Source organism: Mesorhizobium waitakense (genome assembly GCF_056431085.1).
Window position 1 is genome coordinate 49,285 of sequence record NZ_JBWKME010000177.1, and the last position, 23,522, is coordinate 72,806.

Sequence of the window (23,522 nt, forward strand, 5' to 3'; positions counted from 1 at the left end):
AGCCTCGAAAGGAGAGATCCGATGAACCGCATCGCCCAATTGCTCCTTGTTGTGGTCATGCTTGTGGCCGCCGGCACCGGCCCTGCCCGCGCGGACGAGCCGAAGGTCGTGCTGTTCGAGGATCCAGGGCTGGAAGCGAACCGGCTGCATTATCCGCTGCTTATCTCCGACGGGCGCGGCTACCGCATCCGCTGCAAGGACCAGGCGGACGAGGAAGCGGTGATCCGCGGACTTGGGTTCGCGACGGTTCCTTCGGAGGTGCTGACCGCCGTCGACAGCGCGATCGTCGCCGCGGATCCCGCCGCCAATCCATTGCTGTGCCCGTCGGGCGACACATATCCGATCAAAGTTTTCGCGCACGATAATGGCAGCGGCCTCGTCTACTACCTGCAATTCCCCTCCGACTTCGGCGCGACGACATTTTCCGACCGGCTCTACATTCCGAGCTGCGCGCCGCTGGTCACCGAGCTGAGACTCAATCTCGACCAGGCTCTGAACGCCGACCCAACTCCGTTCTTCGCCGGCAAGATCCACACCATCACGTGCCTCTCCGGCGCGCCGCTGATTGACAAGCCGACGACCTTCGCGAAGTGGTGCGTCAAGGGCGACCGCACGCCGGCTGAAACGGCGACCGTGATGGCGGTGCTCGATTCGACGCCCGGCGGGGTTTCGGCGCTCGGCGACCCCGCCGCTTGCGCCGCCGCACAGGCCTTTCTGGAATCGATCACAACCCTGAACCTGAACGGCAAGGGCGTGCAGTCGATCGAGCCGATTGCGGTGCTGAAGAACCTCACGAGCCTGTCGATCGCTGACAACTCGATCGCCGACCTCGGGCCGCTGACCAAGCTCAAAACGCTGACCTTCCTCGACATTTCCGGCAATCACGTCGGCAACATCAACGCGCTGGCGCCACTCATCGCGCTGACGCGGGCCGACCTTTCCGACAACGACATCACCGACATCCGCGCCTTGTCGGCGCTGGCGCTGCTCACAAACCTTACGCTCGACAACAACAAGATCGCCAGCCTTGAGCCGCTGCAATTCCTGCAGGCGCTCTCTACACTGTCCATCGTCAACAATGGACTGACAGGCGACATGCTCGATCCGCTCAGTGCGCTCGGCGGCCTGACCAGCCTCAATCTCGCCAACAACAAGATCGAGACCTTCGCCAATCTCGGCAGTTTCCCCTCGACGCTAGCCATCAACCTCAGCGGCAATCCAATCGTCTCGGGCGGCGGGCAGAGCTTCGTTGACCTGTGCGTGCTGCATCGCGACGCGCCGACCCCGCTTGGGCAGACCGTCCGCGCCATGGTCGAATTGGAGGGTGGCGGGACGTGCGCCGCGGTCGGTAACAACCTGCTGGCGACCACGGCGCTCGACCTTTCGTCGAAGATCGTCAGTGACCTGCGTCCGCTCGCGACCTTGCCGCAACTCACCTCGCTCAACCTGTCGAGCAATGCCGTCACCGACGTCGCGCCGCTTGCCGGCCTGACCAACCTCGGCATACTCAACCTGTCAAAGAATTCGATCGCCAATGTCAGGCCGCTGGCAGCGCTGTCGGGCCTGATCAATCTCGATCTTTCCGACAATCCGGTGCAAGCCACCGACTTCCTGTCGGCATGCCTGATGCGGAACCAGACCGACTTTCTGGCGCCCGCGCAGGCCGCGGAAGTGAACGCGCTGCTGTCGATCTCGGGCAAGGCTGTCTGCGGCAAGGCCTACGACGATCTCAGTTCACGCCAGTTCGCCGACGCGAAGAACCGCGGGTTGACCAGCGTCTCGCTCTTCCAGGTGATGGGCAATCTCACCTCCATCGACCTGTCCGACAACCAGTTGTCCGATGTCTCGGCGCTGTCGGCGGTGCCGGGGCTGACGAAGCTCTGGATCCGAAACAACCAGATCCCCTCGATCCAGGGCGTGTTGCAACTGCGCCGCCTCGAACAACTGAGCATCGACGGCAATCCCGTGTCGAACCTGATCGGCATCGGGGTGCTCAACAAGCTGACCAAGCTCTATTTCTCGAACACACACGTGCAATCCGTGACGCCGCTGGCGGATCTGCCGCTGCTCGACGATGCCGGCATGCGCAACCTGCCGCTGCAATACGCCAGCTTCGCTGAATACTGCATCGTCTACCGGTTCGATTCCATCGCGCTCGGCGACGCGCGCGGTTTCATGGCGGCGCTCGACAGCCGCATGCAGGCCGACCACGTCGATAGCGCCGATTGCAGCGCTGCCCAGAACTGGGCGCAGTCACTGACCAGCCTGACGCTGAACAAGAAGTCGATCATCGCCGTCAACCCCGTGGTCCATTTCCGGGCGCTGGGAGAACTTAACCTGTTCGACAATGTGATCACCGACGCGTCCCCGATCGCATCGCTGACGGGACTTCAGAAACTGAACCTAGCCACCAACCGGCTGTCGGCGATCCCGCGCTTCGGCTCGAGCGGACTGAAATACATCTATCTGAACGACAACCAGATCACCGATGTCGGCAATCTGTCGAACATGCCGGCATTGTCGAATGTCGATCTGCGCAACAATCGGGTCTTCAATGCGCTGCCGCTCGGCTCGCTTCCAGCGCTGTCGATCGTCGATCTGCGGGGCAACCGGATCGCGAACTTCGTTCAAGTTAATCCGGTGATCGGAAAGTCCTATCTCGGCAATAATCCGATCTGCTCGTTCCCGCAGCCGCTCCTCCCCCAAGTCGCCGAAGCCTGCAAGCGCGAGCCGTCGCGCATCCTGGACGTCAATATTCACGTGTTCGATGAGATTGCCGTCCAGCCTTTAGTCGTCTGTCCGCGTCCGACCTGCCTGCAGCTCCAGCCCCACGTCATCGTGGGCCCGCTCATTCACCCGTAATGCCTGCACCCGGAGGTAGTCCCATGTTCGCCAAGACCCTTACCGCCCTCGCAGCCCTGACCGCTGGCGCCGCAGTACTCGGCTCCCCGGCTCGCGCCGAAGACAAATCAGCGACCTCGATCGTGCAGTTGCCCGCCGCGGGCGGCACCGTCACGCAGGAGGAAGGCAGCTTCTCGCTGAACAACAATACAGGATCGGCGAACTTCACCCTGCCGCTACCAACCCTGCCGACTCGTGGCCAGTTCGGGCCGCAGATGAGCCTCACCTACAGCCAGTTCGCGGGCGATACCGGCAACGGGCTCGGCATCGGCTGGCGGTTCAATACCCAGGAGATCGCCGTCAACGACGATCTCGGCACGGCCGTGCCAGGCACCAAGCCGGGCGGCGATTTCTTCTCCCGCCTGTCCTACATGGGCACGCGGCTCGTGTTTCTCGGAAACCAGAACGGCGTCTGGGAATACAAGCCCGAATACGCCGAGGATTTTGTCAAGATTCTCTATCACACCGGCGCGTTCGACGTCGTTTCGCTCGACCTGTCAGGCGGCCTGCACACCGACACCATCCCCTCCGGCTTCGAGGTGACCAACGCCGACGGAACGCGGCTGATCTTCAGCGGCGATCCCTCCGTGGCGGAGGGCAATTTCGACATAGCCAAGCCCTACGTGACGAAATGGCCGCTGGTGCTGCAGCTCGACACCAGCCGCGAAGCCGTCCGCTACGAATACCAGCGCTTCGGTGGACGCAGCTACCTGACAAAGGCCAGCTTCGCCGGCGGCCAGAGCAGCTATCAGTTCGACCTGATCGAGACGCAATCGACCCTCGTCAGCCACACCAATGGCAGCAAACAGGAGAACGCCCGGCTTTATGGCAAGGTGACGGCGAAATTCAAGGACACCGTCTACGCCCAATGGTGCGTGGGGTATGTCGGCCGTGACACCAATGACACCTCGAAGTTCGTCGTCAGGGCGCATCCGGACTGCCTGGCGAAGGCTCAGGCTGACCTGACGCCGCTCATCGACACGCAGTCAGTCAATGTGCTGGACCAGCTGCGCGTGCTCTACCGGTATGGCGACACCGGCGGCGAGGCGCTGGCGCAATCGACGCTGAAGTTCCCGGACATCAATTTCGGCTATTCGTCGTGGACAAGCGCCGAACTGGCGTCGCGCCCCGTCGTGTTCGAAGCGCCGAAGATGGCGTTCGCCGGCGACATCCCCCCTCAGAATTTCGAATTGGCCGACCTCAACATGGATGCACTGGTCGACATCGTGCAGACCAAGGATGACGGCGCGACCGTGCATCTCGGCAGCGGCGACCTGAACAGCGCCTTCGGCGACACCACCCAACTCGTGCTGTCGCGTCCGACCGAGGCTGGACTGATGCGCCAGATCGCGCCCCGGCTCACCGACAATCGCTTCGCTTTTGCCGACATCCTCGGCGACAGCTTCGTCGATATCGTCGAAATCGAAGACGGGCTGATGCACGTCTATGACGGCAAGGCCGATGGGACCTTCCCTTATCTCGGCCGCTCGATCCCGCTGCCCGGCGTCTCGCCGACGACATTCGCGGGCGGCAACGGCCGCTTCGCCGACGTCAATATGGACAGCATGTCCGACATCGTCACGACGCGCCTCAACGCTGATGGCCGCACCGAATGGCGGATATTTCTCAATCTCACCCAGCGCCAGGCCGATGGCGGTTACAGCGTCAATTTCGGCGCGCTGACCAAGGCGTTCCCATTCAACAGTCAGGACGGCCAGATACTCGGCCGCAACAACGTGCGGATGGTCGACATCAATGGCGACAGGCTGCCCGATCTCGTCGTCATCCGTCCAGCCGACCAGGGCTTCTGCCTCTACGAGAACCAGGGCAACATCTTCTCGACGGACCCGAATGCCCTGCTGTTTGGCGACGCCGCGATCAACGATCCGGTCTGCGGTCACGGCACCTTCTCGAAGATTGGCGGCATGCAGCCCGGCGAGAACCTCGCCACGATGTGGTACATCGACGCCAATGGCGACGGCATCATCGATTTCGCGTCGATGGGCGAGCGCACCGACCAGATGCGCATCTGGCTCGGCTTCGGCGACGGGACCTACCTGAAGGATCCGCTCAGCATCGCGCTCAATCTGCGGGTTCAACTCGGCACGTCGACACAGACCTTCGCCTCGCGCGTCGCCGACATCGACGGCGACGGCCAGACCGAAATCATCGTGTTCCAGAAACCGTCCGGTGACGAGGTGAAGCCCGTCGTCATCATCGACTTCAACCGAACCGCAACCATGCAACTCGTCAAGGCGAACCTGTTGACGGTCGTCGACTTCGATTCCGGACGTCGGCACGACATTCGCTATGCGACCTCGATCGACGAGATGCTGCGCGACCGCGCCAACGGCCAGCCGACGCGCAACCTGCATTTCCCCGTTGTCGTCGCCAAGCAGCTCGTCACGTCGCAGGGCATACCCGGCCAGGTTCGCGCCCAGGTGCAGACGGACGAATATTTCTACCACAATCCCTTCTATGACGTGATCAATCGCCGCTTCATCGGCTTCTCGGAGGTCGAGAAGGTCGCTTACGGCGATGAGAACGCGGCCGGCCAGCGCGTCACGCAGCGTTCCCGCCTCGATCGCGAACAGTATTACACCTTCGCGGAGAGGGCGGCCGACCTGAACCTCGCCGGCAAGCTGAAGATCCGCAAGACATACGAAGTAAAGCCCGAGGCGACGCTCGTCGCGAGCGCTGAGACAACCGAGACGCTCGATCCGTCAGCGGCGGCGCTGCACTCGCTGTCGACCGCTACGCGCAGCCAGAAGCTGCCGACGACCGGCATGATGCTGAAATGCGAATCGTCGGTATGGGAGGCATTTTCGCGTGGCGACGGTTCGTCCTATCTGAGGAAGGTCAAGGACACGCTGACCGAATCCGCAGGTCAGGCCGAGCTGCAGGATCCGGCCGATCCCGAATGCAAGGATCCGGTCAAGACCCAGTCCTATGCCGACTTCGACGCGTTCAACATGGCAGCTTCGGAGACGGTCCGGGTGCGAGACGTCCCTGGCCCGGAGGATCTTATAGTTCCCGGTTTCAGCCGCACGACCCAGACAGACTACGCTCAGTCGCGCACCGATCTCGCGGCGCTCGGCATCGTCAATGCCGCGTCCGAGCGGCGTATCCTCGCCGGGACGCGGCTGCTCAGCCGCGAGAGCTTCACCTACCTGCCGAATTCCGGCGGCAGGATGGGATCGCGCTCGCTTGAGGTCCTTTCAGGCCTGGGCGCGCTGCCGCCCGCACTGGAGCAGTTCCGCAGCGCCAGCCGCAAGCTGGCGAAGACGATGGGTTATGATGTTTTCGGCAACAGCATTTCGGTTGCCGACGAATTCGGAACGACCGAGCTTGCGGTCTACGACGCCATCGGCACGCTGCTGCTTAGCCACACCAAGCCGTCCGGTGTTGCAGCAGAACTCGACCAGACGACGAAGATGACCTACGACGGCCCGCGGCAGGGTGCGGTCGCGACAACTACTAGCCCGCTGGGAATGGTCGTCACGACCAGTTACGACGCGCTCGGACGCAAGACCCGGGAAGAGGCCGCAGACGGCGCCGAGAAGTTCTATACCTACAAGATCGGCGAGAATGGACGACCGTCGCTGATCCTGACTGCCCGCCGGCGCTACGCGAGCGCTGCCGAGACACCGGAGGGCGAGAGCGAGTTCATAGCCGATCTCGCCGCCTATGATGCGCGCAGCCAGAAGATCGCCGACCTCGAGAACGTCGCGGAAGGCGGCGTGCGGGTGTTCCATTTCTCACTCTACAACCGCAACGCGAAGCAGGTCTTCCGCTGGACGCCCTTCGTGGTGAAGAGCTTCGGCGGGGTCGACGACTTGAACCTGCAGAAAGTTTTCGATCTTGGCGAAATTCCGCGCCCGGATCACGAAGTCGGCAACGCATACACCTACGACGCAGCCGATCGGATGGTCCGTGAAACCCACCCTTCGGGAAAGACATCCGACATGGATTTCGGTCCGTGGGGCACGCACACCGTCACAACCTACAATGATCAGTTCGACGGCACCGTTCACAGCGGTGAGTACTCCTTGCGCAACGAGAATGGTGTGACTGCCTTCGTCGCCACCGACGGCAATGGTACGACACATATCTCCCGTTTTGTGCGCGATACATTTGGCTATTTGAGCGAGATCTGGCTACCAGGCGAAGCAACGCCTCGGAAGCTTATCTACAACTCGGTCGGCGATATCGAATTCCAGGCGATCCCCGGGATGGGCGACCGATACGCCTTCTATGACGGGCGCGGCAGGCAGTCGGTGATCGCTCGCGTGGGAACCAATGGCGAAAGCTCGATCCAGACTTACACCTACGACTTCCTCAACCGAAAACTCACCGAAGTGAACGACGGCGTCCTTCACCTCGAATATCAGTACGACAGAGGTGTCCAGGTCGCATCCGCGGCCGGTTTCGACACGCCGATCGATCTTCCGCTCGGAGACACGACGCAGATTACCATTCACGATCCCAACGGCGCGTTCGATGCGATCCAGCGTTACGCGTATGACCGGAACGGCCGGATGGTGACGCACGAAGTGGAGATTAACGGCGCGAAATACGCCGACCATTTCCACCATACGCTCGACGGACGCATCGATTCGTCCGAGGGTCCGCGCGGCCTGGCGTCGAAATTCGCGCTGGGGCCGGACAAGAACCTGCGGTCGGTGACGGTCACGCATCCCGATTTTTCGGAGTCCCAAAAAATCATCGAGAATATCACCTACAATGCCGAGTCGCGCATCGAGCGGGTCGATTACCGCCTCGGCGCATTCACGCAGATGTCGTACGATCCGGCGACCCTGTTCCTCACCCACATCGTAACGCAGGCCGGAGACAAGCCGTTGCAGGATCTGACCATGACCTTCAACGGCAATGGATCGATCACCCAGATCGTCGATGGACTGCCGCAAGGCGCGGGCGATCAGGGGCATGTCGACCGGTCTGGAACGTTCCACTACAATTTCAAGAACGAGCTCGTCCGCATCGATCGCTACGGCCAGCCGGCCGAATTCGCCTATTCACCAGCCGGAACGTTCGCGCGCAATGACGAGTTGGAACCTGGCGCGCCAATCGCGCCAGCGACCGGTTCGGCAACAGGGCTCATACCGACTGGAACCGCGGCAAAGCCCTATGCTTTCGACGGTTTCGCGCAGTTGGCAAAATCGCCGACATTGACCGGGACGGTGTTCGACATCAACGGACGGCTGATCCGCGCGCAGACGGCAACGAACGAAGTGCTCTACGGCTACGACCAGACCGGTCGTCGCCTCTACAAGAAGGTGACGCCGACGAATGGGCCGGAACAGCTCTATCTCTACCCGGTCGAGACGTTCGAAATCGGCCCCAAAGGCGAGGAGAGCTACGTCAACATCGCCGAATCCAAGCTTGTGCGCCTGGAACATGGCACAGGCAAGTGGTTCTACTACCTGAAGGATCACATTGAGAGCAGCGACTACGTCATTGCTTCAGACGGCGTCCCGGTCGAGCAGATGCTCTACAAAGCCTACGGCACGGAACATAAGCCCGAGATGCTGTCTCCCGCCTGGGCGACGCATCTGACGGATGTCGCGGCCGACCTGCCGCGTGAAAAGACCCATCATCGTTTCACCGGCAAGTATCTCGATGACGACACCGGCCTCTACTACTATGGTGCCCGGTACTACGATCCGGCGCTCGGACGCTTCATCTCGCCCGATCCGCTGTATGTCGGTGATCCAGAGCGATGCACGAGCAACCCAACGTCGTGCAATCTATTCGCCTACGCCAACAACAACCCGATGGCCTTCGTCGACCCAACAGGTCTCAAGGAGATCGTGGCCGACGATGCTGCCTACAAACGCCAGGTGGAGCAAGATCTACAGCGAACCGACCCAACTGCTCGTGTCGACAGCAAGACCGGCGAAGTGTCGCAAAGCTTCCTGCATGGCGTTTGGCTGGACGTGAAGAGCTTCGTTACCGGGTCGAATTCGTTCGACGCGGGCCGCGATCTCACGCGCCGGGTGATCGACGACCCGCAGACGACCACGATTCAGAATGTCGCTGGCCACACTGAAGCCGACGTGAAGGATCCGAAAACCAACCCGGAGACGACCGCCGGGGACGTCGTCATCAGGTATGACCCGGCGACAGCGAGAACTCGAACCTCGGATGAATTCGACAAGTCGACGGGCAAAGTTGTGCTCGATGCGCCGGCAGATCCGGGTATCGTGCTGGCGCACGAACAGATTCACGCCACGCACATGATGGCCGGTAAGGACACCGGCATGGCTGAAGTCCGCTATACCGGTGTCGACGGCAAGCCATACAAAGCCCCTGACGCCGAAGCTCGCACCGTCGGAGTCGGCGGTACGATGCGGACGGACGACATAACAGAGAACCAGTTGCGGGACATGCTCGGTATCAGGCCGCGCAACAACTACTAGTGGTGGCTGGTCGCCATAGAGGAATGGAGGCATGACATGCTCAAGAACCGATGGCTTCCGGCCATTCTCGCCGGGGTCACACTCATGACCGCAGCGACAGTTTCGACGCAATCGATGGGCGAGGAAGTTCGACCGCCGGCTGCTGTGCCATTGGACTTCCTGGCCTGGATCGATCGCGATCGGGCCTGGCTGGAGCAGCAGATTCTCGCGATCAGCGGCTCCAGCAGTATCAAGATCGGCGCTACCGCGCTTGAGACCACGGACCTTGACGCGCTGAAGGCGGCCAACCGCATACGGACCTTCGCCTACCTCGCGGCCAAGGGGCTGCGGCCCCCCTATTTCGATCTGCAGGTGGCGGCTGCGGATAGAACGGTCCGGTGCATTACAAAGTATCCGACTAGCATTGCCCCCGACATCGGGCCGATGGACTTCGCGAGGACGTCGTTTCCGGCTGAGGCCGCCGACCAAACCGAACTGAAATCCTGCACGGTCGCAGGCAAGGGCGGAGACTATGCCGAGCTTAACCGGGCCGCCTTTCGCGATCGCTACTTCAACGCGTCAGGCACATTGAAGCCGGAATTCCGGGACCTGCGCGACGATTCTGCTTTCAAGGCCAAGGCGATCGACGAGGGCTTCTTCCTGACGACGGAGGACTATAGCGGCCTGCTGCAGCTGGATCTGCGGTAGGCGGCCAAGACGTAGCAGGCACAATGGCCGCGCCGGTGAAGGCAAGCCGGACGGCCGCTCTGTCCCGCGGCCTGGCTGCTGAGCAGCCAGGCATCGCATCGCGAAAGCTAGGGCTCCGTCATGATTTGGGTGTCGAGCGCCAGCCGCCCGTTGCGTGCGCCGCCGCGGCGATTGTCTGATGCCTGAAGGAGACTTGGTTGCCCGAGGGAGACTTGGCGTAAGAGTGTCTACTCCACGCCTGTGGCCGGCACCCCGAAGACGCACCATACCCCGGCCTTCTTGGTCGCTTCAAGCGGATGCACCACAGTCGTGCGTGCGCTGAACGTGACGACCGCGAAGGAGCCTGCCGCCCCCGGCCATTCAGTGCGGGTCCAATAATCGGTTTCGCTGCGCTCGAGTGGTGGCAGCTTGTATTCCGCGAACGCGTCGTGCTGCCTAGGCCAGTCCACCGAATCGAGACTCGTCAGTTCCGCCATCGTCGGAAGCTGCCAGCCCATGTCGCCGTTCGGACCGCCTTGTCCGAGGGTAGCGCAGTGCCCCATCGCATCGCTCAGCGTGAGCGGCTGATCAACCCTGTCCAGCCTGGCGACAAGGCATGTGCGCTGGTCGACGAAGGCCTTGCCCTCATGTTCAGCGAGCAGCCAGAAATTCTGGTCACTCAGCGGCTGGCGCGTCAGTTTGTGGACGGTGCCACATGGTTCGGCCCGGGATGGCAGCACTGACACCATGGCGAAAAGGGCAAGCGCAGCGTTGAAAGTCGCAAGAGACGCGATCCGGAACATGCCTTCCTCCTCGCTGGTTTGGCATCATGACGGGCGTTCGATGTGGCAACCTGATAAGTATACTTGAAGCGACGAACAATGGAAAGTCCTGTCACTTCCCGATGCGTCAACTTTTCAGGCAGATGTCAGCCCGCGGGATACTAATTTAAATTAAATCACAACGAACAACGGCGCAGCCACTACACAGGGGGCGCGATGTCGGACCGCTTCTTACTGAATTCCTGCCACGGCTGCTTGATGGCCGCTACGATCTGATCGGCCATGTGCACGCCAAGAGGAGCGTGGGCACGGACGCGGCTATGGGTGAGGCATGGCGCCACTTCCTTTGGGAGAACCTGGTTGGTGGCGAACACGCGATGCTCGATCTCGCTGCCGAGGTCTTCGCATCGAAACCGGCGATAGGTCTTTTGATGGCGGAGGATCCACACCTCGTCGGCTGGAACGACAACAGGGAGATCGCTGAAGATTTGGCGAGACGGATGGGCATCGCCATGCCGCTGGCGGACTTTTTCGATTTTCCGCTGGGAACCATGTTCTGGTGCCGTCCAAGCGTGTTGCTTCCGCTACGCGAACTGGGTCTCGATTGGAATGATTACCCATCGGAGCCCGTTCCTTATGACGGCACCGTCCTCCATGCGGTCGAGCGCTTGATGCCGTTTGTTGCGCGCAAGGCCGGATTCGATACCGCTGGTTTGCGCGCGCCCGGCACGAGTTGGTAACAGGCGAGGCGTGCTCACATGTTCGATGCAGGCGAGAATGAGGGGAGTGCCCCGGTTTGTATTCTGAGGTGGGATAGCGTTCCGGTGGAGTAGATCGGATCAACCCTCAGCGTCATGCCGGCAAAATCCTCGGGCAAAACAAGCCAGAGGTCGCGCGCTCCCGGCGCGTCAGTGAGCATCAACGAGAACCCTTCGAAGTATGGCCCGTTCTGATTGACCTGGTCTTTGATCGGTAAATAGACATAGGTGTTCTGTCTTACGGCAGTTTCGAACGAGATCCGCACGCAAGGCCTGCCATGCTCTGCCAATCGCACGAGGATCTGGGGATCGACTCCCGCGGTGAAATCGCCCGACGGCTGTTTGCTCAGGTTCTCGAATTTCAGCCCATCTGTGGCAGCGTCCGACATTTTGCACCCGCCAGCGGCCATTGCGTTGGCGTCCAGGAACGCCTTGCCGAGCACCCCTGTCCAGGACATCTCACCGTGGAGAATTTTGGACAGCATGTTCCGCTCGACGGTGTTCACCAGGACATGCTTGCGGGATTTCGCCAATGCATTGCGGACTTCCAGTTCGATATTCTCGTTCCCGTAGGATACAAAAAGGGGATTCAGGAAGACATGCTTTAACAAATCATAGCTTACGCCATAAAATGAGTCGTGAAGTATAAACGTATCTGCGATCCTTTGATTGCTATCATCAGGAAATGTTCGAGATGCGTAGTCGTCATAAGTTTCTTCGGCTTCCTCGTGGTCGATTCTCAGCAGCCTGTTTGGCATGTCGGTGGCGTGCATGACTTGGCCGCTTGCGAGGATCGGGCCGTCCACTTTTCTGCCGGTCAACTCGAAGACGAGTTGCCTGACGGCTTTGAGTTTCCCCAGCTCGTTCCAGTGGGTATCCGTTCTGAAGTAAAGCAGGTCATCGGTTACGTCGTGACCCATCACATCGAAATGGTCTATTATGCTCGATTTGCTGGTCTTTGCGATGCGGCGCCACAAACGCGATGAAAGGATCTTGCAGCCGGCAGCGGCCGCGGCGGCAGGCCCAAGTTTCTCGGGATACACAACCTCCTTGTCTGGCGAGACCGACATACGAAAGTCTATGCCGATCCCCTTCGCTATCATTCGCAACGCTTGAACATGCCCCAGCATGACGCCAATATCGTGCTCTGACATACATGCGCCGTTCTGGAACCCAGGCTTGTAAAACAGCCATCCATCCGCGCCGGAGATGACTTGGGATGTATTGACGAAGCCGAACACCTTAACATCCAGGGCATTCTTCGCGCGGATGGCGTCCATTCCGACTGGAGAATTGCTAACAAGCCTTCTGGCTACGTCGTTCCGGTATTTCTCGTCATTTGGCGTCAGCAGTTTAGCCGACGTGAATTCGGTCAAGGTGATCGCTCTTTCGGCGTCCGGGTCGAGTCCCATCGTTACGAGGCTGCCGACGGGCGCAGCGAGAAAGACTGCGAAGGCTCCGATGGTTGCGAGATTCGCCAATTTCATACTCAGAACCTGAAATAGAGGAACGGTGAGAAGGCCTGAGGTACGATGTATATCGCGCAGATGACTGCTGCGACGCTGACGAAGACAAGCCGGGCGAAGCACGCGGCACTGCCCGCTGCTCCGGCTACGACCACACCCAAGGGGCTGACCTGCCCCTGGATGACTATGAGGAGGCAGGCCAACAGCATAGCAACTTTGCCCTGAGGCGAAAGCGCGAGGTCCATCGACCCGGGCAGCCCGAACGCCCCGTCTGCCAGCGGCAACAGCATGGCGCGTGCATGGTTGGCGAAGACCGACAGGTCGTTTGCGCGGAACAGGACCCATCCGAAAATCACGACGGGAAAGAAGTAGATCATCCGAACGACCTGTGATGAAAACGCCCTTCCTCCAAGGATCAGGCGTTCCGCCATAAGAAAAATTCCATGGTATGCGCCCCACAGGACGAACGTCCATGCCGCCCCATGCCATATCCCGGTGGCAAGGAACACGATCATCAGGTTTGCGTAAGTTCGCACCAGGCCTGCCCTGTTTCCCCCTAGGGGAATATAGAGGTAGTCGCGGAACCAGCTCGACAGCGAGATGTGCCAGCGACGCCAAAACTCGGTGATCGTCGACGCGGCGTAGGGGTGGTTGAAGTTCTCCTTGAACCGGATTCCGAACATCATAGCGAGGCCGATCGCCATGTCCGAATAGCCCGAAAAGTCGAAATAGATCTGGATCGAATAGGCGATTGCCCCGAGCCAGGCAGAGGCAAAGGTTTGCTCCGCGCCGGCAAGGGCAAAGGATGCGTCCGCGACGCCCGCGACGCTGTCCGCGATAAGGACCTTTTTGCAAAGGCCGACCATGAACCGACCGGCCCCTGCCGCAAAGATATCCGCATTGAGATCAGGATGGTGGAAGTCCTTTTCGACGTCACGATACCGTACGATCGGGCCGGCAATCAGCTGTGGGAAGAAAGCTTTGTAGGCGCCAAACACCACCAAGTTGCGCTCAGCCTTTACCTCGCCACGCCATACGTCGATCACATAGGAGATGCCCTGGAACGTGAAAAACGAGATCCCAATCGGAAGAATGATGGTTTGCGCGAAGTGTTGCAAACTCTCGGACCCGAAGAAGCCGACGGAACCACGAAGGAAGGCCGTATACTTGTAATAACAGAGGACCAACACGTTCAGTGTGACGACGGCGGTGACCACTAGTTTGTGATGCCAGCGCTCCACCGCGATCGCGCCCGCGAAATTCAGCACAATGCTGAAGAGCAGCAGCATAGCGTAAAGTCCAGAAGACCAGTAGAAGAAGATCAGGCTTGATAGAAATATAAACGGCGAGAATAATCTCGTTCGATTAAGGATCGAACCTAGCAAGAGTGTGATCGGCAGGTAAAGGAAGAGAAATGCCTGGTCGGAAAATACCATTGCGCGCCGATCGGTTTCGCCTATTTGCCCTTCCGGATCGCAAATGGATGGATTGAAGTCAATACGCAGGACTTGGCCTGAATTCCTTCCCGAACCAGCGCCGCGCTCCCCTGCGACGACGGGCTATCTGTGAATTGAGTTCGGCAAGTTGGCCGGCGCCGCTTGGGAGTTGCCTCGCGATAACCCAAGCTGGGCGGAATCAGGTCCACCGCAGCAAGAAAATAATTGATTGCCGGCGTGGTGCATGGCGATTTCGTGCCGAAGCACCATTGGATTCGACAGCACGGATGCCGCGGGCACCGTCACCACCTACACCTATCCCCGCGGCATGAACCACACCTCAGACAATTGGATAGGCTGGTCCAGTGGCAAACTGCTACTATTATTCGTCTCGCCCTCTGTGCGAATTGCCCTGAGTCCGTGCCTTATGGAGGATCCCTTTGTTGGTGTGCACAGTTTGTGTGAATGATGAGTTTCGGGACAGCAAAGTTCTTTGGCCTCGGCTGATCGCTGAGTGGAATTTATCGCCCGCCGAGGTTGCCTATATCGACCGGCAGCAAGGCACGCAATGTACGCATTGCGGCTCAAATCTAAGGGGGATTGCTTTAGCCAATGCAATTCGTGAAGCCGTCTCCACCCCCAACACTTTGGTCGAGTTTGTCAATACTAGTGAAGCGCGCCGTCTCCGCATTCTCGATATCAACGGCTCGTCATTGTGTGAGACACTTTCGGTTCTCCCGCTGTATATCCGTGCCGACTACCCCTCGGTAGATATGCAGTCCATGCCCTATGAGGACGATCAGTTTGATCTCGTCGTTCATTCCGATACGCTGGAACACGTGCCATTTCCGATTGAAGCTCTGAGGGAATGCGGGCGCGTTCTCTCAGATGATGGATGCTTGTGTTATACTGTCCCAACGATTGTCGGTCGTTTGACGCGCGACAGAGAGGGGCTTCCGCCAAGTTACCATGGGGATTCGAACCAAGGGGGGTATGACTTCATGGTGCACACCGAGTTTGGGGCCGACGCTTGGACATTTCCAATTCGAGCCGGCTTCGCGTCGGTCAACATAAATACGGTTTCATACCCAGACGCCACAGCAATAACTGCTCGCAAAAAACTATTTACTACATAGTATTACTTCTAAGTTCGTATAGTCGTGTTCCTCATGCGACACATAAAGATTGTACGGCAAGCTTATTGATCGAGCTTGCGGACGACATAAAGGTCTTGGTGCCCCCACCAAAACGCCTGCTGGAAGCGGATCAACTCGACCCCTTCGACGTCGGACACTGCTTTTTGAACATAACCAAGGGAAACGGCGCTTGTTCCATAGTCGCGAGCGTCCAGATCGCGCTGATCGCTTTTCGAGTTCCAATAGAATCCGGTGCTATCAAATTGCGCAGGCAAGCCCCCGGCTCTCATGTTTCGGAGAGTGACGGCTCCGTGCGTTGTGAAAATCAAGATACCCCCGGCTTCACCGCCGTGAGAACGCGAGAAAGCCACGGCGCGAAGGTGGCGTCTGGCATGTGCGAAAAAAACGATAGGGCGAAGACAACATCAAACTCGTCGTCGATGCTCCAGTCCTCCGGTTTTGTCGACGAGAGGTGTGCCCTAACGCCGATCTTGTTTGATAGGAATTCGACGGCATTAGGGTGAACGTCGCTGGAAACCCATGCTGCGTCCGGCAGAACGTGCATCGCATAACGCGCGACGCGGCCATAACCCGACGCGAACTCAAGGACGCTGGCTGGGCCAGATGAAAGGTGCTCGCGGCAAAGGTTGGCGAAGCGTATGGCGCAATCTTCTCCCCCTGTGAAATAGGCTTCGATCGCTTTTCGGTGATCTGTCGGAAACACGGCCCGGACGAAGAAATCGAGCAGCATGTCATCCTTGCTGATCTCATAGGCGACCTTTTTCGCTTCGGCGATCGACCGGGCGAGTGGTTCATGCTCTGCTAGTATGCCGGCAATATCGATATCTGACATCGATTCTCTCTGAGCCGTCCGCCGCCAACCCACAAGCCGCCTGCCACCAACTTACAATCTGAAGACAATTATACAATCTGCAGCCTGCCTTTTAGTTCGCGTTTGTGCCGCATGCCTGGCGTGGAGGAGCTCCGACACGAATTTGCGTCGCGGCGAGCGGGTCATCCGAGCGCTGCGGAAATCGCTTATCGGTCAAAGCGGAGCGCGAGAACGGACAGGCAGCGTCGACCGTTGCTCAACCGGGCCGACTAGGCGTAGGAAGAGTGAACAAGTCCTCCATAGAGCTGGCACTCATGCCCAGGGCAATCCTTCATATCGGCCTCGCCAAGACTGGAACCACGTTCCTGCAGAACTGGCTCCGATACAACAGTGTTGTCCTGCAACCGGCCGGCTTCTACGTCGCTCCTGACATGGCCTCCCATCAAGTCGCCGCAAGCCTGGTCCAGGACGTGTCGCGGCGCGCCTTCGACGATATCAGGGGTCTCGCCAACCTTCCTGACGAGAAGGAGACGCTGTTCTCGTCCGACCCCGATCTGGTGTCGATCATATCGTCAGAATACTTTCATATCTGCGAGCCGCTGCATGTGGCGGAATATTTCAGGCAGGAGAATGTGGACGTCGTCATGATCGTCTGTGTCCTGAGGCGGCAGGACATCCTGTCAGCTAGCGGCTACGCGCAGGACATCAAGTCGCTCGGGCGCAGCGATATTGTAGACGGCGCCGAATATCTTCCCCATCTCGACTGGAATTGCCTCTACGAGAGCTGGACCGGCGCATTTCCCGATGCCGCCATGCGGATGATCAACTATAGCCCGCGTTCGCTGCTGAGCGCGTTCAAGGTGCGGCTGGGTATTTGCATCGAAACGATCGATCAGGTGCAGGAAATTCATGCCAACCGGAGCCTTAACGCCGAAATGACCGAGGTTGCGCGAATGCTCAACGAGCGGGGTCTGCCACCGATGTCAGAAGCGCTTTTGGCTCTTCAACGACACCTGCCAGGGCCGCCGTTCGGGTTGCCGGCATATGTCGTAAAGCAGTTTGAAGACGCCTATCTCGTTTGCAATCGTAGGCTGGCCGACCGGCTGCGGGATCCTGAATTTGAGGAAATGTCACGGCCCGGATGGCAAACGGACGGCGTGTGCATGGCCGGACAGATCGACGACGCCAGATTCGCCGAAATCATCAAACTGGCAGAACGGGAAGGCGCCGGCATTGGGCATATCGAGACATCGACTTGAAATTCGGTCGAGCTTCTTTGCCTTCCATTGATACTCGGATTTCTCACAGACACTTGCTGTCAGACGCTCGAGTGCGCATATCGGCGTTCCGCGAGAGCCGGGGGGTGCCAATTGTGCCAGGTTTGAGTCGGCCTCGGACGTCGTCACGCAGGGTGCCCATCACTTATGCGGCTACTGCGAAAACAGCGTCGACAAAAGCCTGCGGCGCTTCCTGGGGCAGGTTGTGGCCGATGCCTCCCTTGATTAATCGGTGCTCGTATTTGCCCGAAAACATATTGGCGTACGCGCTTGGGTCCGCATCAGGCGCCCCATTGGCGAGCATAGAGCTCAACCAAAGTAGCGGCTAAAGTGGCACCGGCGGCCGGGCCGCCGGCGCCGCTCCCTGCATCACCTATCGAGCGTGAATACGCCTGGGTTGAAACGTTGACTGCCGCCACGGCCCGGTTCACGCTCAGAATCAACCCTTGGCCGTAGGGCAGACAATTGCCAGCGCACCCTGATCGAGGACTACGCAAAAATGAGGCGGGAGATATTGTGAGGCAGCCCGCAAAAAGCGGCCAACGGCATTCTATTGCGGCGGAACTGATTGCAGTGCTGGTCGCGGTGACGATTGGCCAGCCGCGCGTCATGACCATCGAGCGAGGTCAATCCCTGCCTTCCGGCCCGTTCGAACTTGGACATCGTTCGCTACAGTCCGGTCTAAGGGATTGGGTCGAACACCAGACACGCCACCCTTTGGGCTATATCGAGCAGCTCTACACTTTCGCCGATCGCGACAGGACAGCAAACGGGAGCGCGCAACGCGTGGTTTCCATCAGCTACCTGGCCTTGACCCGGGAGGAGCAGGCGGCACCCGCCGACAAAGCCGCCTGGCGCAACTGGTACGACTATTTCCCCTGGGAAGATCACCGTGCAGGTGTTCCCTCTGCATTGCCGGACGTGATCGTTCCGCACCTGAAGGCCTGGGCGGATGGCGCCGACGATCGCCCTACGCACGATGACCGCTGGCAGCGAGCGGCGATCGCCTTCGGTCTTGATGGCAATGGCTGGAATGAGGAACTGGTGCTGCAACGCTACGAGTTGCTCTACGAAGCGGCGCTTGTCGGGGAAGCGCATCGCGGCCAAGGCAAAAACAGCACTCTATCGGCCTTCGGCCTTGCAATGGCGGCCGATCACCGCCGTATCCTGGCCACCGGCATCGCCAGGTTGCGCGCCAAGATCAAATATCGTCCCGTCGTCTTCGAACTCATGCCGTCGGTCTTCACGCTCCTGCAACTCCAGCGCAGTGTCGAGGCGCTCGCTGGTCGGCTCGTCCACAAGCAGAATTTCAGGCGGCTGGTAGAGCAGCAGGAACTTGTCGAAGAGACCGGATCATCAACAACCGACACAGGCGGCCGACCGGCCAAGTTGTTTCGCTTCCGGCACGGCGTTCTGGCCGAGCGGGCGGTCGCAGGGACGAAATTGCCACTTTCGCGTGCTTGACAATCCTTATGCTCCATATAAGCATATGCCCTATATATACTCAAAACGAGCATATGCGAGGGACAGGAATGACGCTGAGCTCCGCACTCTACGACCGGGTACGGCGAGTCATTCCGCCCATCGAATGGCCGGCATTTGCGGATGATATCGACGCCATTCTCGATCTGAAGCGGCAGCGAAATGCCGTCATCCTGGCGCACAACTACCAGACGCCGGAGATCTTCCACTGTGTGGCCGACATCGTCGGCGACAGCCTCGCGCTTGCGCGCAAGGCGATGACGGCCGAAGCCGATGTCATCGTGCTGGCAGGCGTGCATTTCATGGCCGAGACGGCGAAGCTGCTCAATCCGCAAAAGACGGTGCTCATTCCCGACCTGCGGGCGGGCTGTTCGCTGGCCGACTCGATTACCGCCGAGGATGTCCGCCTGCTTCGGCAGCGCTATCCCGGTGTGCCGGTCGTCACCTATGTCAACACCTCGGTCGAGGTGAAAGCCGAGTCCGATATCTGCTGTACCTCCGGCAATGCGAAGGCCGTCGTGGAGTCGCTGGGCGTTGCCCGGGTGATCATGCTGCCGGACGAGTATCTGGCCCAGAACATCGCCACCCAGACCGACGTACAGATCATCGCCTGGAAAGGGCATTGCGAGGTGCATGAGCGCTTCACGCCAGCCGATATCCGCCAGCTGCGCGATGACCATCCCGGCGTGACGGTCCTTGCCCATCCCGAATGTCCGCCCGACGTGGTGGCAGAAGCAGATTTCTCCGGCTCGACCGCGGCGATGTCCGACTATGTCGGGCGGCAAAAGCCGCCCCGCGTCGTGCTGATGACGGAATGTTCGATGAGTGACAATGTCGCAGTCGACCACCCCGAGGTCGAGTTCATCCGCCCCTGCAATCTGTGCCCGCACATGAAGCGGATCACGCTCGCCAACATCCGTATGGCGCTCGAGCAGAACCGCCATGTGGTAACCATCGCACCCGAGATCGCCGGGCGCGCGCGTCTGGCCGTCGAGCGGATGTTGGCGGTATGAGGATGGACGTCCGCAATCTCGCCGGCCGGCCGGTCATCATCGGCGGCGGCATAGCCGGATTGATGACCGCGTTGCACATGGCGCCCGAGCCGGTGCTTCTGCTGTCGAGATCGCCGGTTGGCGCGGATGCGTCGAGTGCGTGGGCGCAGGGTGGACTTGCCGCCAGCCTAGGCGACGATGATGAACCGGCGCTCCATCTTTCCGATACGCTCGCCGCAGGCGACGGCCTTTGCGATGGGGAAGCAGCAAGGCGCATCGTGTACGCGGCGCCGGCCGCGATCGAGGATCTGTCGCGCCTTGGAGTTCGCTTCGATCGGACACCCGAAGGCGCGCTACGTCTCGGGCTGGAGGCCGCGCATGGCCGGCGGCGCATCGTTCATGCCGGGGGTGACGGCAGCGGTCGCGAGATTATGCGCGCCCTTGTCGCCGCCGTGCGCTCCACGCCGTCGATTGTGGTCGTCGAGGGCATCGAAGCGCGCCGGCTGGTCGTGGAGGACGGCAGGGTCACCGGGGTGCTGGCGGGTTGTTCTACGGGTCCGGTATTCTTCGCCACAGGACGGGTCATCCTCGCCACAGGCGGGATCGGCGGCCTGTTCCACGACACGACAAACCCGCTCGGCAGTTGCGGACAAGGCCTGGCACTCGCCGCACGCGCCGGTGCAATTTTTGCCGACCTCGAATTCATCCAGTTCCACCCGACCGCGCTTGACGGGCCCTGCCGTCCGATGCCGCTGATCAGCGAGGCGGTTCGCGGCGAAGGCGCGACAATCGTCGACGAGACGGGCCGACGTTTCCTCGATGGCGTGCCCCGGGCGGAACTCGCACCGCGCGACATCGTCGCGCGCGCCGTCTGGCGGCATCTTGCCGACGGCCATCGCGTCTTCCTCGACGTCCGCGAAAAGCCAGGCGCGATGTTCGCGCGGCAATTTCCAACGATCGCTGCGGCCTGCAGCAGGGCCGGTATCGATCCGGCGCGGGATCTCATCCCTGTCCGGCCGGCCCAACACTATCACATGGGTGGTGTCGCCGTGGATCTGGCCGGGCGCACATCGATTCCCGGACTTTGGGCTTGCGGAGAGGTTGCCTCGACCGGCCTGCACGGCGCCAACCGGCTTGCCAGCAACTCGCTGACCGAAGCCGTCGTTTGCGCGCGCTGGGTTGCCGAGAGCGTAGCCGCTTCGCCTGAGCACCGCGGAAAGCCAGCGATGGCCTCTGACCTGCCCGCGCCAGATCCAGGGCCTGTGCGCGCCCTCCTGTCACATGCCCTCGGCGTCACGCGGGACGGCAAAGGGTTGAAGCAGGCTGCCCAGACCCTGCTGGCGCTGTCGCAGCGACACGAAACGGCGTCGGATCCCGCCGCCGTCGGGTTAATGATCACAGTTGCCGCCTTGCTGCGCCGGGAAAGCCGCGGCGCTCATTTCCGGACGGACTTCCCCCACGATGCCGCCGTCGCCCGCCGCTCCCAGATTACGCTCGACGCGGCCATTGCCGCAGCGCTGGAATTCGAATCCTCCCCAATGCTGGAAAGCGTCGCGTGATGAACCTCTCACCACTTCCCGCAATCATGCTCGAACCCCTTGTGCGTGCAGCTCTGCTCGAAGACCTCGGCAGGGCCGGCGACGTGACCACCGATGCCATCGTGCCGAAGGACCTTTGGGCAACGACCGTCCTTTCGGCACGCCAGGCTGGAACTGTCGCCGGGCTCGATCTGGCGATGCTCGCCTTCCGGCTTATCGACCAGAATGTCGAAATGACCTTGCATCGTTCAGACGGCAGCGAGGTCGTGCAAGGGGAAATCATTGCATCGGCGAGCGGTCCGGCCCGGGCCATACTCACGGCGGAGCGGACGGCGCTCAATTTCCTGTGCCATCTGAGTGGCATCGCCACGGCGACGGCGTCGGTCGTCGCCGCGGTTCGCGGCCACGGCGCAAAGATCGTCTGCACGCGCAAGACGACCCCCGGCTTGCGGGCTATCGAAAAATATGCCGTGCGCGCCGGTGGCGGCTCCAATCACCGCTTCGGCCTCGACGACGCGATCCTGATCAAGGACAATCATATTGCCATGGCCGGTGGAATTCGTACAGCAATCGAGCGGGCGCGAAGCAGCGCCGGCCATCTCGTCAAGATCGAAGTCGAGGTCGATACGCTGGCCCAACTGGAAGAGGTGCTTGCTCTGGCCCCCGACGCCGTGCTGCTCGACAATATGTCGGTCGAGGAGCTTCGCCAGGCGGTAGCCATGGTTGCCGGCAGGGCCACAACCGAGGCGTCGGGCAGGATCACCGCCGCGATTGCGCCAGCCGTTGCCGCAACCGGTATCGATTTGATTTCCATCGGCTGGTTGACTCACAGCGCGCCGATCCTCGATATCGGTCTCGACTATCGTGAGCCTTAACCGTCGGGCTGACCATCTAGCCGACCCAGCTTCTTTCGACCGTGTCCGCCATTTCAAAGGCGCCTGTGTCGCACAACGCAAGGAACAGCATGGAAATGCATACAGCGATTTCGGAAAAGACCATGCCTGAGGCTCGATCCTTCGACGGCGACCGGACGTGGACCCTTGAAGAGGCTCGGGCGCTGCATGATGCCCCTTTCAATGATCTGCTGTTTCAGGCGCAGACCGTTCACCGTCAGAATTTCGATCCGAACAAGGTCCAGCTCAGCCGGCTTCTCAGCATCAAGACAGGCGGATGCCCGGAGGATTGCGGCTATTGCAGTCAGTCGGCGCATCACGAAACCGGCCTGAAGGCGTCGAAGCTGATGGAGGTCAGGCGCGTCATCGCCGAGGCAACCAAGGCGCGCGACGCCGGCGCCACCCGCTATTGCATGGGCGCCGCGTGGCGAAACCCCAAGGCGCGCGACATGGATGCGGTGGTGGCGATGATCGAAGGCGTCAAGGCGCTCGGCATGGAAACCTGCATGACACTCGGCATGCTCGATCTCGAGCAGACAACTCGTCTGAAACAGGCTGGTCTCGACTACTACAACCACAACATCGATACGTCGGAACGCTACTACAGCGAGATCATCAGCACGCGCAGCTTTGCCGACCGGCTCGATACGCTCGAACAGGTTCGCCAATCCGGCATCAAGGTCTGCTGCGGCGGTATTGTCGGCATGGGCGAAGAGCCGGTGGACCGGATCGACATGCTGGTGACGCTGGCCAATCTGCCGGAACATCCGCAAAGCGTTCCGATCAACATGCTGATCCCGATCGCCGGTACCCCGCTTGCCGACGCCAGGCCGATCGAGCCGATCGAATTCGTGCGCGTGATCGCACTGGCGCGCATCATGATGCCGAAATCGCATGTCCGGCTTTCAGCCGGCCGCACCGCC

At 60.5% G+C, this 23,522-nt stretch carries 16 protein-coding genes and 1 pseudogene; 11 read left to right on the forward strand and 6 right to left on the reverse strand.

Annotation, left to right across the window (positions count from 1 at the left end; translation table 11 throughout):
- Positions 1 to 21 precede the first annotated feature (21 nt).
- The 3 genes from AC07FD_RS32665 (at position 22) to AC07FD_RS32675 (ending at position 10,028) form a co-directional block, all read left to right on the forward strand.
- Positions 22 to 2,862, forward strand: coding sequence for a leucine-rich repeat domain-containing protein (locus AC07FD_RS32665; RefSeq protein WP_478353196.1), 2,841 nt, complete (start codon positions 22 to 24; stop codon positions 2,860 to 2,862).
- A gap of 23 nt (positions 2,863 to 2,885) precedes the next feature.
- Complete coding sequence (locus AC07FD_RS32670; RefSeq protein ID WP_478353197.1) at positions 2,886 to 9,341, forward strand: RHS repeat-associated core domain-containing protein; 6,456 nt, start codon at positions 2,886 to 2,888, stop codon at positions 9,339 to 9,341.
- Positions 9,342 to 9,455: 114 nt separating this feature from the next.
- Complete coding sequence (locus AC07FD_RS32675) at positions 9,456 to 10,028, forward strand: hypothetical protein (RefSeq protein ID WP_478353198.1); 573 nt, start codon at positions 9,456 to 9,458, stop codon at positions 10,026 to 10,028.
- 227 nt (positions 10,029 to 10,255) lie between these two features.
- On the opposite strand, the gene AC07FD_RS32680 is transcribed toward AC07FD_RS32675, so the two are convergent.
- On the reverse strand, positions 10,256 to 10,810 hold the full coding sequence (locus AC07FD_RS32680; RefSeq protein ID WP_478353199.1) for an Lcl domain-containing protein: 555 nt from the start codon (positions 10,808 to 10,810) through the stop codon (positions 10,256 to 10,258).
- A 149-nt stretch (positions 10,811 to 10,959) separates the two neighbouring features.
- Between AC07FD_RS32680 and AC07FD_RS32685 the strand changes: the two genes are divergently transcribed.
- Positions 10,960 to 11,529, forward strand: a complete 570-nt coding sequence (locus AC07FD_RS32685; protein WP_478353213.1) for a rhamnan synthesis F family protein — start codon at positions 10,960 to 10,962, stop codon at positions 11,527 to 11,529.
- Between the two features lie 14 nt (positions 11,530 to 11,543).
- Here AC07FD_RS32685 and AC07FD_RS32690 read toward each other — a convergent pair whose 3' ends face one another.
- Together AC07FD_RS32690 and AC07FD_RS32695 are read right to left on the reverse strand one after the other, a co-directional pair.
- Positions 11,544 to 13,034: an alginate O-acetyltransferase AlgX-related protein gene (locus AC07FD_RS32690; RefSeq protein WP_478353200.1), complete on the reverse strand. Its 1,491-nt coding sequence runs from the start codon at positions 13,032 to 13,034 to the stop codon at positions 11,544 to 11,546.
- A gap of 2 nt (positions 13,035 to 13,036) precedes the next feature.
- Entirely contained in the window at positions 13,037 to 14,302 is a 1,266-nt protein-coding gene (locus tag AC07FD_RS32695; protein ID WP_478353201.1) for an MBOAT family O-acyltransferase, read from the reverse strand.
- Positions 14,303 to 14,910: 608 nt separating this feature from the next.
- Here AC07FD_RS32695 and AC07FD_RS32700 point away from each other — a divergent pair.
- On the forward strand, positions 14,911 to 15,585 hold the full coding sequence (locus AC07FD_RS32700; RefSeq protein ID WP_478353202.1) for a class I SAM-dependent methyltransferase: 675 nt from the start codon (positions 14,911 to 14,913) through the stop codon (positions 15,583 to 15,585).
- Positions 15,586 to 15,647: 62 nt separating this feature from the next.
- Here the strand turns inward: AC07FD_RS32700 and AC07FD_RS32705 are convergent, their stop codons facing one another.
- Together AC07FD_RS32705 and AC07FD_RS32710 are read right to left on the reverse strand one after the other, a co-directional pair.
- The gene (locus AC07FD_RS32705; protein WP_478353203.1) at positions 15,648 to 15,860 is read right to left on the reverse strand and encodes a hypothetical protein; all 213 of its coding nucleotides are present in this window, start codon (positions 15,858 to 15,860) and stop codon (positions 15,648 to 15,650) included.
- Positions 15,861 to 15,910: 50 nt separating this feature from the next.
- Positions 15,911 to 16,438, reverse strand: coding sequence for a class I SAM-dependent methyltransferase (locus tag AC07FD_RS32710; RefSeq protein WP_478353204.1), 528 nt, complete (start codon positions 16,436 to 16,438; stop codon positions 15,911 to 15,913).
- Between the two features lie 104 nt (positions 16,439 to 16,542).
- On the opposite strand from AC07FD_RS32710, the gene AC07FD_RS32715 reads away from it, so the two are divergent.
- On the forward strand, positions 16,543 to 17,676 hold the full coding sequence (locus tag AC07FD_RS32715) for a hypothetical protein (RefSeq protein ID WP_478353205.1): 1,134 nt from the start codon (positions 16,543 to 16,545) through the stop codon (positions 17,674 to 17,676).
- Positions 17,677 to 17,839: 163 nt separating this feature from the next.
- Here AC07FD_RS32715 and AC07FD_RS32720 read toward each other — a convergent pair.
- Positions 17,840 to 17,992, reverse strand: a pseudogene (locus tag AC07FD_RS32720) (alpha/beta hydrolase); the annotation flags it as partial.
- 215 nt (positions 17,993 to 18,207) lie between these two features.
- Between AC07FD_RS32720 and AC07FD_RS32725 the strand changes: the two are divergent.
- The 5 genes from AC07FD_RS32725 to bioB all read left to right on the forward strand — a co-directional run.
- The gene (locus AC07FD_RS32725) at positions 18,208 to 19,158 is read left to right on the forward strand and encodes an NUDIX hydrolase (RefSeq protein WP_478353214.1); all 951 of its coding nucleotides are present in this window, start codon (positions 18,208 to 18,210) and stop codon (positions 19,156 to 19,158) included.
- A gap of 68 nt (positions 19,159 to 19,226) precedes the next feature.
- A complete protein-coding gene (nadA, locus tag AC07FD_RS32730) occupies positions 19,227 to 20,189 on the forward strand; it encodes a quinolinate synthase NadA (RefSeq protein ID WP_478353206.1) in 963 nt (320 codons plus the stop codon).
- Positions 20,186 to 21,727, forward strand: coding sequence for an L-aspartate oxidase (locus tag AC07FD_RS32735; protein ID WP_478353207.1), 1,542 nt, complete (start codon positions 20,186 to 20,188; stop codon positions 21,725 to 21,727). Before nadA ends, AC07FD_RS32735 begins: the two co-directional genes overlap by 4 nt.
- The gene (nadC, locus tag AC07FD_RS32740) at positions 21,727 to 22,581 is read left to right on the forward strand and encodes a carboxylating nicotinate-nucleotide diphosphorylase (RefSeq protein ID WP_478353208.1); all 855 of its coding nucleotides are present in this window, start codon (positions 21,727 to 21,729) and stop codon (positions 22,579 to 22,581) included. The genes AC07FD_RS32735 and nadC overlap by 1 nt, the downstream gene beginning before the upstream one ends.
- A gap of 122 nt (positions 22,582 to 22,703) precedes the next feature.
- On the forward strand, positions 22,704 to 23,522 hold an 819-nt coding region (gene bioB / locus AC07FD_RS32745; protein ID WP_478353209.1), incomplete at its 3' end, for a biotin synthase BioB.

Excerpts from the sequence above, each read along its gene's own strand:
- AC07FD_RS32665 (WP_478353196.1), top strand. The coding sequence starts at position 22 with ATGAACCGCATCGCCCAATTGCTCCTTGTTGTGGTCATGCTTGTGGCC.
- AC07FD_RS32680 (WP_478353199.1), bottom strand. The coding sequence starts at position 10,810 with ATGTTCCGGATCGCGTCTCTTGCGACTTTCAACGCTGCGCTTGCCCTT.
- AC07FD_RS32675 (WP_478353198.1), top strand. The coding sequence starts at position 9,456 with ATGGGCGAGGAAGTTCGACCGCCGGCTGCTGTGCCATTGGACTTCCTG.
- AC07FD_RS32735 (WP_478353207.1), top strand. The coding sequence starts at position 20,186 with ATGAGGATGGACGTCCGCAATCTCGCCGGCCGGCCGGTCATCATCGGC.
- nadC (WP_478353208.1), top strand. The coding sequence starts at position 21,727 with ATGAACCTCTCACCACTTCCCGCAATCATGCTCGAACCCCTTGTGCGT.
- nadA (WP_478353206.1), top strand. The coding sequence starts at position 19,227 with ATGACGCTGAGCTCCGCACTCTACGACCGGGTACGGCGAGTCATTCCG.
- AC07FD_RS32690 (WP_478353200.1), bottom strand. The coding sequence starts at position 13,034 with ATGAAATTGGCGAATCTCGCAACCATCGGAGCCTTCGCAGTCTTTCTC.
- AC07FD_RS32670 (WP_478353197.1), top strand. The coding sequence starts at position 2,886 with ATGTTCGCCAAGACCCTTACCGCCCTCGCAGCCCTGACCGCTGGCGCC.
- AC07FD_RS32695 (WP_478353201.1), bottom strand. The coding sequence starts at position 14,302 with ATGCTGCTGCTCTTCAGCATTGTGCTGAATTTCGCGGGCGCGATCGCG.
- AC07FD_RS32710 (WP_478353204.1), bottom strand. The coding sequence starts at position 16,438 with ATGTCAGATATCGATATTGCCGGCATACTAGCAGAGCATGAACCACTC.